General features: G+C 37.5%; 10 protein-coding genes. 8 read left to right on the top strand and 2 right to left on the bottom strand.

What is annotated here, in order from left to right; genetic code table 11:
- The first annotated feature begins 32 nt into the window (after positions 1-32).
- A complete protein-coding gene (gene acnA / locus CCE82_RS02455; RefSeq protein WP_086427845.1) occupies positions 33-2,738 on the top strand; it encodes an aconitate hydratase AcnA in 2,706 nt (901 codons plus the stop codon).
- A 363-nt stretch (positions 2,739-3,101) separates the two neighbouring features.
- Positions 3,102-3,551 carry a 1,4-dihydroxy-2-naphthoyl-CoA hydrolase MenI gene (menI, locus tag CCE82_RS02450; RefSeq protein ID WP_086427844.1) on the top strand — a complete coding sequence of 150 codons (450 nt, stop codon included), beginning with the start codon at positions 3,102-3,104 and terminating at the stop codon, positions 3,549-3,551.
- A 151-nt stretch (positions 3,552-3,702) separates the two neighbouring features.
- On the opposite strand, the gene CCE82_RS02445 is transcribed toward menI, so the two are convergent.
- Both CCE82_RS02445 and plsY read right to left on the bottom strand, forming a co-directional pair.
- Positions 3,703-4,008, bottom strand: a complete 306-nt coding sequence (locus CCE82_RS02445; RefSeq protein ID WP_086427843.1) for a HesB/YadR/YfhF family protein — start codon at positions 4,006-4,008, stop codon at positions 3,703-3,705.
- An 83-nt stretch (positions 4,009-4,091) separates the two neighbouring features.
- On the bottom strand, positions 4,092-4,673 hold the full coding sequence (gene plsY / locus CCE82_RS02440) for a glycerol-3-phosphate 1-O-acyltransferase PlsY (protein WP_086427842.1): 582 nt from the start codon (positions 4,671-4,673) through the stop codon (positions 4,092-4,094).
- Between the two features lie 292 nt (positions 4,674-4,965).
- Here plsY and parE point away from each other — a divergent pair, with 292 nt between their 5' ends.
- From parE to CCE82_RS02410, 6 genes are all read left to right on the top strand, one after another.
- Complete coding sequence (gene parE, locus CCE82_RS02435; RefSeq protein WP_086427841.1) at positions 4,966-6,963, top strand: DNA topoisomerase IV subunit B; 1,998 nt, start codon at positions 4,966-4,968, stop codon at positions 6,961-6,963.
- The gene (gene parC / locus CCE82_RS02430; RefSeq protein WP_086427840.1) at positions 6,963-9,374 is read left to right on the top strand and encodes a DNA topoisomerase IV subunit A; all 2,412 of its coding nucleotides are present in this window, start codon (positions 6,963-6,965) and stop codon (positions 9,372-9,374) included. The genes parE and parC overlap by 1 nt, the downstream gene beginning before the upstream one ends.
- 102 nt (positions 9,375-9,476) lie before the next feature.
- The gene (gene alsT / locus CCE82_RS02425) at positions 9,477-10,940 is read left to right on the top strand and encodes a glutamine transporter AlsT (RefSeq protein WP_086427839.1); all 1,464 of its coding nucleotides are present in this window, start codon (positions 9,477-9,479) and stop codon (positions 10,938-10,940) included.
- A 196-nt stretch (positions 10,941-11,136) separates the two neighbouring features.
- The gene (gene glcT / locus CCE82_RS02420) at positions 11,137-11,988 is read left to right on the top strand and encodes a glucose PTS transporter transcription antiterminator GlcT (RefSeq protein ID WP_086427838.1); all 852 of its coding nucleotides are present in this window, start codon (positions 11,137-11,139) and stop codon (positions 11,986-11,988) included.
- Positions 11,989-12,099: 111 nt separating this feature from the next.
- Complete coding sequence (gene ptsG / locus CCE82_RS02415) at positions 12,100-14,139, top strand: glucose-specific PTS transporter subunit IIBC (RefSeq protein WP_086427837.1); 2,040 nt, start codon at positions 12,100-12,102, stop codon at positions 14,137-14,139.
- A 648-nt stretch (positions 14,140-14,787) separates the two neighbouring features.
- Positions 14,788-15,990 carry an AI-2E family transporter gene (locus tag CCE82_RS02410; RefSeq protein ID WP_086427836.1) on the top strand — a complete coding sequence of 401 codons (1,203 nt, stop codon included), beginning with the start codon at positions 14,788-14,790 and terminating at the stop codon, positions 15,988-15,990.
- The last annotated feature ends 90 nt before the right edge of the window (positions 15,991-16,080 follow it).

Below are 16,080 nucleotides of genomic sequence, written 5' to 3'. Positions count from 1 at the left end.
ACGGCATATAAAAATATCAGGGGGGATATTCAATGGCTTCAAATTTAAAAGAACAAGCAAAAAAGTCATTCCAGTTAAATGGTAAGCATTTAACGTATTACGATTTAAACACTTTAGAAGAGCAAGGTTACACACAAATTAGTCGTTTGCCATACTCAATTCGTGTATTACTTGAATCTGTATTACGTCAAGAAGATGGGTTTGTCATTACTGACGAGCACATTAAAGCACTTTCAACTTTTGGTAAAGAAAATGAAAAAGGTGAAGTGCCATTCAAGCCATCACGTGTTATTTTACAAGACTTTACAGGTGTGCCAGCAGTAGTGGACTTGGCATCATTACGTAAAGCAATGGATGATGTCGGTGGGGACTTATCTAAAATCAATCCAGAAGTACCAGTGGACTTAGTTATCGACCACTCAGTACAAGTTGATAGCTATGCAAATCCTGAAGCGTTAGATCGCAACATGAAATTAGAGTTTGAACGTAACTATGAGCGTTACCAATTTTTAAACTGGGCGACAAAAGCGTTTGATAATTATAACGCTGTACCACCAGCAACAGGTATCGTTCACCAAGTTAACTTAGAGTATTTAGCCAATGTGGTACATGTTCGTGAAGAAAATGGCGAACAAGTTGCATTCCCTGATACATTAGTGGGTACAGACTCTCATACAACAATGATTAACGGTCTCGGTGTACTTGGCTGGGGCGTTGGTGGTATTGAAGCTGAAGCGGGTATGCTCGGTCAACCTTCATACTTCCCAATTCCAGAAGTGATTGGTGTACGTTTAACAAATGAATTACCTCAAGGTGCAAACGCGACAGACTTAGCCTTACGCGTAACTGAATTATTGCGTAAAAAAGGTGTTGTTGGAAAATTCGTTGAGTTCTTTGGTCCTGGTGTAGACAAATTACCACTTGCAGACCGTGCGACAATTGCGAATATGGCGCCTGAATATGGTGCGACTTGTGGTTTCTTCCCAGTTGACGACGAAACTTTAAAATACTTACGTTTAACAGGTCGTACAGAAGAGCATATTGAAACAGTTGAGAAATATTTAAAACAAAACCACTTATTCTTTGATGTCAATGAAGAGCCAAACTATACAGATGTGGTAGATTTAGATTTATCAACAGTTGAGGCTTCTTTATCAGGTCCTAAACGTCCGCAAGATTTAATTTTCTTAAGCGACATGAAAAAAGAATTCGAAAAATCTGTTACAGCACCAGCAGGTAACCAAGGTCATGGTTTAGATAAAGCAGAATTCGATAAAACAGCGACAGTCAACTTTAAAGACGGCTCAACAACTGAAATGACAACAGGGGATATTGCGATTGCTGCGATTACATCTTGTACGAACACATCTAACCCATACGTGATGTTAGGTGCAGGTTTATTAGCGAAAAAAGCAGTTGAAAAAGGTTTAGCGGTGCCATCTTATGTGAAGACATCTTTAGCACCAGGTTCAAAAGTCGTTACAGGTTACTTACGTGATTCAGGTTTACAAAGTTACTTAGATCAATTGGGCTTTAACTTAGTAGGTTACGGTTGTACAACTTGTATCGGTAACTCAGGTCCATTACTAGAAGAAATTGAAAAAGCGATTGCTGACGAAGATTTACTTGTAACTTCTGTGTTATCAGGTAACCGTAACTTCGAAGGTCGTATCCATCCATTAGTGAAAGCGAACTATCTTGCTTCACCACCACTTGTTGTTGCGTATGCATTAGCAGGTACGGTGGACATCGATCTTCATAACGAAGCATTAGGTCAAGACCAACAAGGTAATGATGTATTCTTGAAAGATATTTGGCCATCAATTCAAGAAGTGGCTGACGCAGTTGAAAGCGTTGTAACACCTGAATTATTTAAAGAAGAATATAAGAGCGTGTATGACAACAACGAATTATGGAACCAAATCGATACGACAGATCAACCATTGTATGACTTTGATCCACAATCAACATACATTCAAAATCCAACGTTCTTCCAAGGTTTATCAAAAGAACCTAGCGCTATTCAACCATTATCAAACTTACGTGTAATGGGTAAATTCGGCGATTCAGTGACAACGGACCACATTTCTCCAGCAGGTGCGATTGGTAAAGATACGCCAGCAGGTCAATATTTAACAGCAAATGGTGTATCTCCACGTGATTTCAACTCTTATGGTTCTCGTCGTGGTAATCATGAAGTGATGGTACGTGGTACATTTGCGAACATCCGTATTAAAAACCAACTTGCGCCAGGTACAGAAGGTGGATTCACAACTTACTGGCCAACGGGTGAAGTGATGCCAATTTTCGATGCAGCAATGAAATATAAAGAAGACGGTACTGGTTTAGTTGTGTTAGCAGGTAACGACTACGGTATGGGATCTTCACGTGACTGGGCAGCAAAAGGTACCAATCTTTTAGGTGTTAAAACAGTTATTGCACAAAGCTACGAACGTATTCACCGCTCTAACTTAGTGATGATGGGTGTGTTGCCTTTACAATTTAAAGAAGGCGAATCTGCAGATACATTAGGTTTAGACGGTAAAGAAACAATTGCTGTGAATATTGATGAAAATGTTCAACCAGGTCAAACTGTTAAAGTAACAGCGACTAAAGAAGATGGTACAACAGTCGAATTTGATGCGACTGCACGTTTCGATTCAAATGTCGAAATTGATTACTATCGTCATGGCGGTATTTTACAACTTGTATTACGTAAGAAATTAGCTTCTAACTAATATAACCTATGATTTTAATAAAGGATTAGTGCCCATATGAGGTGCTAATCCTTTTTTAGCCTCTCATACATGAAGTCACGCTCTCGTTGAATTTAATGAGTTTAGAAAAGGGGTTAAAAAGTGATCGTGCCAAAGAATTTAATATAATTATATTATGTAAACTTATAAAGTGAAGTGGTTCTGTAAAAACTTTTAATAAAGGATAAGGGGTCCACGCTGTATTAAAAGTGGATGAATATGAGATAATAGAATTTAGTTAAACAACGACACGGTTACTATTTGATGAGGTAGTAAGCAAAAGATGCATCATCATATATGGGGACCGTTGTTTGCCTCATTGATCAATAGAAAGAAGGTTAAAGAATGATTTATGCATTGACTGAAATAGAAGCGAGATATCAAGAAACGGATCAAATGGGTGTGATTTACCACGGAAATTATGCAACATGGTTTGAGGTCGCGCGCACGGATTACATACGTAAGCTTGGATTAGATTATGCAGAAATGGAGCAGGCGGGTATTGTTTCGCCAGTGACTGAGCTGAATATCAATTATAAAAAGAGTGTGACCTATCCTGAAAAAGTGACGATTAAAACGTGGGTATCTCGATTTTCGCGTTTACGTTCTCGTTATCAATATGAAATTTATAATGCCAAAGGTGAGTTAGTCACAACAGGTTATACAGATAATGTTATCATTACAAAAGACGCTGGGAAACCAGTACGTTTAGATAAAGCATTTCCAAATTGGTATGCGGTGTATCAAGATGTTGACCAACGTAATCAAGCTGGAGAAGATTTAGAAGTTAAATGATAGAGCGCATGTTCCGAAAACAAATCAAATCAGCGCTATGATGAGGCTCGTTTTAATAAAGATATTGAAATACAAAAAGGTGTCGACTAGAAATCTCGTTATCAAAATCAGATTTCTTGTTCGACACCTTTTCATATGTGATTGATTCATATTATGCTTCGATAGACTCAGCTTGATATATGACTTCATCGTCGTTAATGTCGATGTTTAGTTTGTGATCTTCATAATACCATACATCTTTTTCAGCAATCACAATACGAATATCGTTAAATGTTTCTTCAAAACCAATTTCATCAATATCACTTTCAAATTCTACATTGAAGGCAGGACTGAAGCCTTGTTTTAATTGGAATTCGCCGCCATATCGTACATAAAATTGTAAGACTTTACCTTCTTCAGGCAAGTCTAACTCGTCTTTGAACCATTGGACAGCGTCATCTGTAAGTTCGATTTTCACGTCAAAAAACCCCTTTCAATATTAAGGTGATAATTATTCAACCTTATTGTAAGGGGTTTTCAATGAAATTTAAAACTTTATGATTACATCCATTTAATTTTCGGTTCTGTTCCTTTAATAATTCGTTTAATATTGCTCATATGTCGATAAATTAACAATATCGCAACGACAAAACTTGTGATGAGCATAATATAGTCACTCACAAAAAACGCTCCGATGACACAGCAAATCGCCGCAATGATACTTGATAGAGAAACGTATTTTGTTAATTTCAAAATTATAAAGAAAATCGCTGCAAGAATTAATAACAAAATGGGGTTGACTGCAAGCATCACGCCAGCACTTGTTGCTACCGCTTTTCCGCCTTGGAATTTTAAATAAATAGGGTAAACATGTCCTATAATTGCAAAAATTCCTACAAGTAAACCGTGTATTTCTACGTTGAATATAATCGGTAAAAATACAACGATAAACCCTTTAAATATATCGAAAAAAGTGACCGCAAATCCAGCCGGCTTCCCAAGTACACGAAAACTATTTGTGGCTCCCATATTACCACTACCATAATTTCTAATATCTTTTTTGAAGAAAATCTTACCAATTAAATAGCCACTTGGTATGGAACCAATTAAATAGCTAACGATGAATAGTAGGATTAACACCATGAGTATTCACATCCTTTTAGTACCTACTCCTATTTTAACATAATTTAAGAAAGAATGATGTATTTTTTATGTTTCATTGTATTGCTTTATGCTATTAATGAATTTAAAAATGTATCTTTGATTGATTATGATTTTACATAGATAACAGTTTGTAATCAATAGGCTGTACGCATAAAAATAATATTAATTTTTGCCGCTATTTTGATTCAGGCTTGCATTTTACTTTAATTTATATAAGAATAGCTATTGTATAGTTTGATAAACGAACGTATGTTTGTAGGAGGGGAATTGAGTGTCTGCAAAAAAGGTTAATAATTACTCTGATGATGCGATTCAAGTTTTAGAAGGACTTGAAGCCGTACGTAAAAGACCAGGCATGTACATAGGCTCTACAGATAAGCGCGGTTTGCACCATTTAGTATATGAAGTCGTGGATAACTCTGTAGATGAAATTTTAAATGGTTACGGTAACGAAATTAACGTAACAATCAATGAAGATGAGAGCATCACTGTAGCAGATAATGGTCGTGGTATGCCAACAGGAACACATCGTTCTGGTAAACCGACTGTCGAAGTGATTTTTACTGTATTACACGCTGGTGGTAAGTTTGGTCAAGGCGGTTACAAAACTTCAGGTGGTCTGCATGGTGTAGGGGCTTCTGTTGTGAATGCTTTAAGTGAATCACTTACCGTAGAGATTCATCGCGACGGCCAAATTTTTGAGCAACAGTTCGCACATGGGGGTGTTCCTCAGACGAAACTCATCAAAAAAGGTAAGACGAAAAAAACAGGGACGACTGTCACGTTTAAGCCAGACCCTGAAATCTTCAAGTCTGCAACGAGTTTTAATTTTGAAACTTTAAGCGAGCGTCTTCAAGAGTCAGCATTTTTATTACAAAACTTAAAGATTACATTGGAAGATCGTCGTGCAGGTAAAGAACGTAGCGAAGTATATCATTATGAAGAAGGGATTAAAGCTTTTGTGAGCTATGTCAATGAAGGTAAAGAAGTCCTTCACGATGTCGCGCTATTCCAAGGTACAGCGAACGAAATCGAGGTTGACGTCTCTTTCCAATATAATGATCAATATTCTGAAAGTATTATGAGCTTTGTTAACAATGTGCGTACGAAAGATGGCGGCACACATGAAGTTGGCTTTAAAACTGCGATGACACGTGTGTTTAATGAATATGCACGTCGTATCGGTGATTTAAAAGCGAAAGATAAAAATCTAGAAGGTAATGATATTCGTGAAGGATTAACTGCCATTATTTCAGTGCGAATCCCTGAGCATTTATTACAATTCGAAGGTCAAACAAAATCTAAACTCGGTACGCCAGAAGCAAGAAGTGCAGTCGATGCAATTGTCGCTGAAAAGTTACCATTTTATTTAGAAGAAAAAGGGCAACTGTCTAAATCGCTCGTTAAAAAGGCCATTAAAGCCCAACAAGCGCGTGAAGCAGCTCGAAAAGCAAGAGAAGATGCGCGTTCTGGTAAAAAGAATAAACGTAAAGATACATTATTATCTGGTAAGTTAACACCAGCACAAAGTAAAAATACAGAGAAAAACGAGTTATATTTAGTCGAAGGGGATTCAGCAGGGGGTTCTGCTAAATTAGGTCGTGATCGCAAGTTCCAAGCGATTTTACCATTGCGCGGTAAAGTCATTAATACAGAAAAAGCACGTTTAGAAGATATCTTTAAAAATGAAGAAATCAATACGATTATTCATACGATTGGTGCAGGTGTGGGTAATGACTTTAATCTAGAAGATAGCAACTACAACCGCGTCATTATTATGACCGATGCAGATACAGATGGTGCACACATTCAAGTGTTGTTATTGACGTTCTTCTTCAAATATATGAGACCCCTCGTTACTGCAGGACGTGTGTACATTGCCTTACCACCACTCTATAAATTAGAAAAAGGTAAAGGAAAAAATAAAAAAATTGTATACGCTTGGACAGATGAAGAGTTAGAAAAGTTGCAACGTGAGATGGGCAAAGGCTTTATTCTTCAACGTTACAAAGGTTTAGGTGAAATGAACCCAGATCAGTTATGGGAGACAACGATGAATCCAGAAACACGTACATTGATTCGTGTGCAAATTGATGATGAAGTCCGTTCATCTCAGCGTGTTTCTACATTGATGGGTGATAAAGTTGCACCAAGAAGAGAATGGATTGAGCGTCATGTTCAATTTGGCATGCAAGAAGATTCAAGTATTTTAGAAAATGAGGAAATCCAAATTTTATCAGATGAGGATATAGAAGAGGAGGACGCATAATGACTGAAATCATCCAAAATTTACCTTTAGTCGATGTCATTGGTGATCGTTTTGGTCGCTATAGTAAATACATCATTCAAGAGCGTGCATTGCCGGATGTACGCGATGGTTTGAAGCCGGTGCAGCGTCGTATTCTCTATTCTATGTATTCGAATGGTAATACGTACGATAAACATTTTCGTAAAAGTGCAAAGACAGTCGGGGACGTTATTGGGCAGCTCCATCCGCATGGTGATATTTCGGTGTACGATGCGATGGTACGTTTGAGTCAAGATTGGAAACTGCGTCACGTGCTCGTTGAAATGCATGGGAACAACGGGAGTATTGACAATGATCCTCCTGCTGCGATGCGTTATACTGAAGCGAAATTAAGTCAGTTATCTGAGCAAATTTTACGTGATATTAATAAAGATACTGTCGATTTTGTACCGAACTATGATGACACTGAAATGGAGCCCATGGTTTTACCGGCACGTTTTCCAAATTTATTGGTGAATGGTTCTACTGGGATTTCAGCAGGTTATGCAACTGATATTCCACCACACAATTTAGCTGAAGTGATTACAGCGACGTTAAAATATATCGACAATCCTGAAATTACAGTGAAACAGCTCATGAAATATATGAAAGGTCCAGATTTTCCTACAGGTGGAATTGTCCAAGGTGTCGATGGCATTAAAAAGGCTTATGAGACAGGTAAAGGGAAGGTCATCGTACGTGCAAAAGCTGACATTGAAACGTTGCGTAATGGTCGTAGTCAAATTGTTGTGACAGAAATTCCTTATGAAGTGAATAAAAGTAGTCTCGTGAAAAAGATTGATGAATTACGTGCAGACAAAAAAGTAGAAGGTATTGTAGAAGTGCGTGATGAAACCGATCGAAGTGGTTTACGTGTCGCTGTAGAATTGAAAAAAGATGTAAATGCGACATCGATTTTAAACTTTTTATATAAAAATACAGATTTGCAAGTCGCATATAACTTCAATATGGTTGCAATCACAGAAGGACGCCCAAAATTAATGGGCATTAAACCGATTATTAGCAGTTATCTGAACCATCAAATTGAGGTTGTTACACGTCGTACAAGCTTTGATTTAAAACATACTGAAGAGCGTATGCACATTGTAGAAGGGTTGATGAAGGCCCTCTCAATTCTCGATGAAGTCATCGCGTTAATTCGAAACTCAAAAAATAAACGTGATGCGAAAGATAATTTAGTTGAAACATACGATTTTACAGAAGCACAAGCAGAAGCGATTGTGATGTTACAGCTATATCGTTTAACGAATACTGATATTGTGGCATTGCAAGAAGAGTATGATGCGTTAAAACAAAAAATTGCAGCACTGAAACATATTTTAGAAAATCATGACGCTTTACTCGATGTGATTAAAGAAGAGTTGACTGCGATTAAAAAGCAATTTAAACAACCACGTCTATCGGTCATTGAAGAGAAGATTTCTGAGATCAAAATCGATAAAGAAGTCATCGTGCCAAGTGAAACAGTGATGTTAAGTCTGACGCAAGAAGGGTATATTAAACGTACGTCGTTAAGAAGCTTCAATGCGAGTGGCAAAGAAGAAATCGGGTTAAAAGAACGTGACGGCGTGTTGAAGATCATTGAAACAAACACGCAAGATTATGCGATGGTCTTCACGAACAAAGGCCGATACCTTCTCATACCAGTACATAAATTGCCTGATGTGAAATGGAAAGATTTAGGTCAACATGTGTCACAAATCGTGCCAATTGAAGAAGACGAGCGTGTAGTAAATTGTTATACGGTGTCTGATTTTAATGATGATACTGCGATTATTACGGCGACACGCCAAGGTATGATTAAGAAAAGCTTATTGTCTGGCTTTAAGTCTTCACGTACAACGAAGCCACTTGTTGCGATGAAAGTGAAAGAAGGCGATGCGTTGATTTCAGTGATGCATTTACCAGCTGATGCGTCATCACAACTCATTACACTTTTAACACACCGAGGTATGTCACTCACGTATCCATTGTCAGAACTACCAGATACAGGTCTACGTGCAGCAGGTATTAAAGCCATTAACTTAAAGGATGAAGATCATGTCGTTATGGTTGATCATGTACAAGCTGAGGATACAATTTTAATTGCGACGCAGCGTGGTGCCTTGAAACGTATTGATTTTAAAGTGCTACAACAAGCGAAACGTGCACAACGCGGTATTACGTTATTAAAAGAGTTGAAAAAGCAACCTCATCGTGTCGTGGCAGCACGTGTATGTCGTCCTGAACAGTCACAATATCGACTTGTCTCTCAACAAGATGAGCTAACAGGATTGATTAAAGACATCCACTTGTCAGAGCAGTACACAAATGGTAGTTTTGTGGTAGATACGAGTACGTTCGGTGAAATTGAAGACTTGTATGTTGACTAGTATTAAAAAATAGATAGTCACTTTTGCACAATGATGATAAAATGAGACTAGTTATTTTAATATGACACTGACATTTAAACTGAAGAGTAAAGAGGGGTTCGAGTGAGAGATTTTGATAGTTTAATTCCGGATTGGTTTAAAGCATTTATTCAAATAGGTAACGATTTGATTTGGTCACAATACTTGATCGGGTTACTGTTGACAGTGGGTTTATTTTTCTCGATTAGTTCAAAGTTTGTCCAAATTAGATGGCTCCCTGAGATGTTCCGCGCATTAACCGACAAATCCGAAACTTTAGAAAGTGGTAAAAAGGGGATTTCATCATTCCAAGCTTTCGCCATTAGTGCAGGTTCACGTGTAGGGACAGGAAACATTGCCGGTGTTGCAACTGCAATTGTACTTGGTGGTCCTGGTGCGGTATTTTGGATGTGGATTATTGCAATTATTGGTGCAGCAAGTGCATTTATCGAAGCCACACTTGCGCAAGTTTATAAAGTGCCTGACAAAGAAGGGGGCTTCCGCGGGGGTCCAGCTTACTACATCACAAAAGGGCTGAATCAACGTTGGTTAGGTGTGTTATTCGCGGTATTGATTACTGTGACGTTTGCGTTTGTATTTAATACAGTACAATCTAATACGATTGCGGAGTCATTAAATACGCAATATCACATTAGTCCGGTGGTCACTGGTATTATTTTAGCAGTGATTACAGCCATCGTTATTTTCGGTGGTGTGCGTAGTATTGCAACATTATCATCAGTGATTGTACCGGTGATGGCGATTATTTATATTTTAATCGTTTTAGTCATTTTAGTGATGAACATCGATCAAATTTTCCCGATGATTTCTACAATCATTAAAAGTGCTTTCGGTATCGACCAAGCAACAGGTGGCGCAGTTGGTTTTGCTGTGTTACAAGGTGTTAAACGTGGTCTATTCTCAAACGAAGCAGGGATGGGTTCTGCACCTAACGCAGCTGCAACTGCCGCAGTATCACACCCTGTTAAGCAAGGTTTAATTCAATCATTAGGTGTATTTTTTGATACGATTTTAGTTTGTACAGCGACAGCGATTATGATTTTATTATATTCAGGCTTGAGATTTGGTGAAGGTGAAGCGCAAGGTGTTGCTGTAACACAATCAGCGTTAAATGAACATTTAGGTAGTGCAGGCGGTATTTTCTTATCCATCGCCGTTGCATTGTTTGCGTTTTCATCTGTTGTAGGTAACTATTACTATGGACAATCTAACATTGAATTTTTATCGACTAATAAAGTTGTGTTATTCATTTTCCGTTGTCTTGTTGTGATCCTTGTATTCGTTGGTGCAGTTGTAAAGACTGAAACAGTTTGGAGTACAGCTGACGTGTTTATGGGCTTGATGGCTATCGTCAACATTATCGCCATTATCGGCTTGTCCAATATTGCATTAGCGGTCATGCGTGACTATCAACGTCAACGAAAAGAAGGTAAGCGTCCGATTTTCAGACCAGAAGATTTAGAAATCAATTTATTTGGTATCGAATCTTGGGGCAACGCAATCCATAAAAATAAAAAAGATGATTAATTTGAAAGAGGGCTGAGGCAGCATTTGTCTACAGCCCCTTATTTATAGAGACGCGAAATGATTGGCGCTGTTACAGTTATCATATAGGCTTGTTATTAAAAAGTGGCATATGAATTTCAACTTCGAAAATTAGTACTTTCAATTCTAGTAATTTCGTTATATGATTTGAATTGTACTTTGAAGAGGTGACATAAAAGTGAATCAATATACGATAAAAAAAGTCCTCAACAACAACGTGCTCATTTGTGAATACCAACAATCAGAAGTCATTATTATTGGGAAGGGTCTCGGATTTAACAAAAAGCCAGGGATGAAAATTAATGACCCTGATACGATAGAAAAAGTGTTTAAGCTGGAAAATAAATACGAACAAGACCATTATAAAATGTTAGTCGAGCATACGGATGAACGCGTTTTACGTGCTGTGATTGATTCTGTGCAGATGATTATGACGTATTTTGAACTGCACCATGAAGAGTCATTTATTGTCTCGTTAACGGATCATTTAATTTTTGCGTTGAAACGTTTAGAGAAAGGTCAGCTGATCAAAAATCCATTTTTAAGCGAGACAAAATACAGCTATCCGGAAGCATACAAAATCGCTAAAAAAGTAGTGGCGCGTATTAATTTACAGTTGAATACAGACTTTCCTGAAGATGAGGTTGGATTTATTGCGTTGCATATTGCGTCTCAAACGGATGATATTGATTTGAGTGAAATGCAAAATGTACCTAAGTTGATCAACAATGCGATTCGAATGATTGAGCACGATATGGCTATTCAAATTCCAGTGTCGTCCATTCAATATCAACGGTTTGTCAGACATATTCATTTTCTATTACAACGCTTGAAAAAGGGTGAACGTACAACAATCGAACTGAGTTTTGAAAACCTATTGAAGGCGCAATATCCATTGTGCTATAATGTAGCTGTTAAAATAGTTAAAATGATACAATCACAAATCGATGTACGTGTGGATGAAGCAGAAGTTGCATATTTAACGATGCACATTCAGCAGCTCTCACTTGCATCTCATAATCAATCATAAAACGTGTTACTAAGTGAGATTAGGCATGAGTTTAAATTTGTGGACCAAACGTTCACAGCTTTTTTACTCATGCCTTTTTTGTGTTGTATCAACAAAATAGGAGGGCTTACAGTGAGGAAAAAACTATTTGGACAATTGCAACGTATCGGTAAGGCATTAATGTTACCTGTTGCAATTTTACCTGCTGCCGGTTTATTACTTGCATTCGGTGCAGCATTACAAGGGGAGCAATTACAATCGTACTTACCATTTATTCAAGCGGATGGTGTACAAAACGTCGCAAACATGATGGCAGCAGCCGGCAGTATCATTTTTGAGAACTTACCGATTATTTTCGCAATGGGTGTAGCAATCGGTTTAGCTGGCGGTGACGGGGTTGCGGCTATTGCAGCTTTCGTTGGTTTTATTATTATGAACAAAACAATGGGTCAGTTTTTAGGGGTAACACCTGAAAATGTAGGCGATGCAGCGAAAGGTTATGCGAGTGTCTTAGGTATCCCGACATTACAAACAGGGGTCTTCGGCGGTATTATTATCGGTGCTTTAGCAGCATGGTGTTATAACAAGTTTTATAACATTTCTTTACCGTCATATCTTGGTTTCTTTGCAGGGAAACGTTTCGTACCGATTGTGATGGCGACGACGTCATTTTTACTTGCATTCCCAATGGCACTCATTTGGCCATTCATTCAAAATGGTTTGAACGCATTCAGTGAAGGATTATTAGATTCCAACACAGGTTTAGCAGTCTTTTTATTTGGTTTTATTAAGCGTTTATTAATTCCATTCGGTTTACACCATATTTTCCATGCGCCATTCTGGTTTGAATTCGGTTCATATACAAATATGGCGGGTGAAATTATCCGTGGTGACCAACGTATCTTTATCGAACAAATTCGTGAAGGTACAAATTTAACAGCGGGTAAATTCATGCAAGGTGAATTCCCAGTCATGATGTTCGGTTTGCCAGCTGCAGCATTAGCGATTTATCATACTGCAAAACCTGAACATAAAAAAGTGGTTGCAGGTTTGATGGGTTCAGCAGCATTAACATCATTCTTAACAGGTATTACAGAACCATTAGAATTTTCATTTTTATTTGTAGCACCATTATTATTCTTTATTCATGCTGTATTAGACGGTTTAAGTTTCTTAATTTTATACTTACTTGATTTACACTTAGGTTATACATTCTCTGGTGGATTTATCGACTTTTTATTACTCGGTATCTTACCAAACAAAACACATTGGTGGCTCGTTATCCCAGTCGGCCTTGTGTACGCAGTCATTTACTACACGATCTTCCGTTTCTTAATTACGAAAATGAACTACAAAACACCAGGTCGTGAAGATAAGCAAACAGAAGCGCCTAAGACATCTGCAAGCGAGTTGCCTTATGCCGTATTACAAGCGATGGGTGACAAAGATAACATTAAACATTTAGATGCATGTATTACAAGATTACGTGTAGAAGTGAATGACAAATCCAAAGTCGATGTCGCGCGTTTGAAAGATTTAGGAGCTTCGGGTGTGTTAGAAGTCGGTAACAACATGCAAGCGATTTTTGGACCGAAATCAGACCAAATCAAACACGAAATGCAACAAATTATGTCAGGTCAAGCCGTGCAACATCCTGTAGATTTAGATGAAGATAAGGATGAAGCTGTCGTGATTGATGAGGCTGCGGACACGACTTCTGTTACGAAAACAGGACAAGTTGTTGCGCCAATGGATGGTGAAGTTGTGCCATTATCTGAAGTACCTGACCAGGTGTTTAGCGAAAAAATGATGGGTGAAGGTATTGCAATTCGTCCAACAAGTGGTGAAGTTTATGCACCATTTGACGGTAAAATTCAAATGATTTTCCCAACGAAACACGCATTTGGTTTAGTGTCTGACAATGGTTTAGAATTATTGATTCATGTTGGCTTGGATACTGTGAAATTGAATGGTGAAGGTTTTACAGTTCACGTTGAAGAAGGTCAAACAGTTAAAGCTGGCGATCATTTAATGACTGTAGATTTAGACGTCATTCGTGCATCAGCGAAAAGTGATATTACGCCAATTATTGTGACGCAATCAGAAGTGACAACGTTGAAATATACAGAGGCTACTGAAGTCAAACATGGTGAAAAATTATTTGAAGTTTAAGTTTAATTAAAAAATTAGGGGCATAAACATTTTGATAGTTTCAAATGATATATTTTAATAAAGTTGCTCTCATTAATCATCATAATTAATTTTGATGATTGCTTTTCTGGGCTCACGTTCCTAGGGGCTGACCCTACAACTAACAAACGCTTTGGTTCTACTGTTACATTTGTAGAGGAAGCATTTGTGGATTTTCCGGGTCAGCCAATCCCTCAGGAGTCTCGCTCATTTCAGCAATCTAAATAAAAAAGATTTAAAATTAATGAAGGCAATCTTTTAAAGTGAATCATATCAAAGTTTTTGACCTCATATATCATCTAAAGTGATTTTTATATTTCATCATTATGATTTTCTTCAATCATATGAAGGCTAGGAGAACTTAATTTCTCTCCTAGCCTCTTTTTTAATGCGTTTTTCAAGAGCGTGAAGTGAGGTATCTTATTAGCTTGGATGGAATGGCTTTGAAAATGAGGAAGCGTTCGTCCTGTTGCTTGAGCGATAAGAATGACTAAAAAAGGATTGAAATGAACAGGGAATGTTATTAAAATTCTCATCTATAAAAATACTTTGGTATAATAGGTTTTAAGTTTCAATCTTACGTGAAAAACGATAAACTATAAGTAATTTCTAAAAGGCTTGGTGAATGATATGTCTGAAAAGCAACATAAGCAAAATGGAGTTTCTAAAAACATTGATATCCGAGAAAGCCGCTTCATGAAATTTTTCGGTGGCAAAGATCTCATTTTTGCATTACTCATTTTTATTTTAGTTGGAATTGTGATTTTTATTTTTGATCGCGTTTCATATATTTTTCAGCCCTTTATCATCATTTTTAATACGATTGCAGCGCCTATTATTATTGCGCTCATTCTGTATTACTTATTCAATCCTGTGATTAATTTGATGGAACGGTATAATATTAACCGTGTTTGGGGCATTACGATTTTATTTCTAGGAATCATTGGTATCATCACGATTGCAGTGAATTTGCTGATTCCGATTGTATCTTTTCAATTTGAGCGCTTGATGGACAACTTCCCGAATTATTTAAACAAAATTACATCATTCGCCAATAATATGATGCATATTCCATTTTTATCTGATTACTATTCACAAATTGAGAAAGCCGTGACAGGTTTACAGGAAAAGATTCCTACTTTTGCGGACGGTTTAAGTTCTAAAATACGTGTTTTCGCTGAAGCTGTCGTGAATATTACGGTTGTTATTGTTACTGTACCGTTCGTGTTATTCTTCATGCTAAAAGATGGTCACCGTTTTAAAGAGTTCTCAAACAAAATTGTACCACCAAAGTTTCGTAAAGATGTCCATGATTTGTTGGATAAGATGAGCGAACAAGTAGGCTCATATATTCAAGGCCAAATTATTGTATCGTTTTGTATCGGTATTTTACTCTTTATCGGTTATTCGATTATTGGTTTAGACTATGCATTAATTTTAGCGAGTATTGCGGCTGTGACGAGCGTTGTACCTTATTTAGGACCTACAATTGCCATTTCGCCAGCGATTATTATTTCTATTATTACATCGCCGTTTATGTTGATTAAATTGATTGTTGTGTGGACGGCCGTTCAGTTTATTGAAGGGCATTTTATATCGCCTAATATTATGGGTAAAACACTTAAGATTCATCCGTTAACGATTATCTTTGTCCTCTTAAGTGCTGGAAACTTATTAGGTGTTGTCGGCGTTATTCTTGGGATTCCAAGTTATGCGATTTTAAAAGTACTCGTGTCGCATATCTTCCTTCTGTTCAAACGTCGTTATAATAAATATTATGCTGATGATGCAGGCCCTTATGAGATGCCTAAAGAAGAATACAGTAAAGATTAATTGAGAGTGGCATTACGAGATTGGGCGATTTTGTGAGCTCAATCTCTTTTTATAGGGATGCGCAGAGATTACACTACAGAAAGGAACTCT

Origin of the sequence: Staphylococcus cornubiensis, assembly GCF_900183575.1 — a bacterium.
In the GTDB taxonomy this organism is placed as follows: Bacteria; Bacillota; Bacilli; order Staphylococcales; family Staphylococcaceae; genus Staphylococcus; species Staphylococcus cornubiensis.
This window is presented reverse-complemented; position numbering and strand designations above follow the sequence as displayed.

Bases quoted from the DNA above. Each gene is read 5' to 3' on its own strand.
- parC (WP_086427840.1), top strand. From the start codon at position 6,963: ATGACTGAAATCATCCAAAATTTACCTTTAGTCGATGTCATTGGTGAT.
- CCE82_RS02410 (WP_086427836.1), top strand. From the start codon at position 14,788: ATGTCTGAAAAGCAACATAAGCAAAATGGAGTTTCTAAAAACATTGAT.
- plsY (WP_086427842.1), bottom strand. From the start codon at position 4,673: ATGGTGTTAATCCTACTATTCATCGTTAGCTATTTAATTGGTTCCATA.
- menI (WP_086427844.1), top strand. From the start codon at position 3,102: ATGATTTATGCATTGACTGAAATAGAAGCGAGATATCAAGAAACGGAT.
- acnA (WP_086427845.1), top strand. From the start codon at position 33: ATGGCTTCAAATTTAAAAGAACAAGCAAAAAAGTCATTCCAGTTAAAT.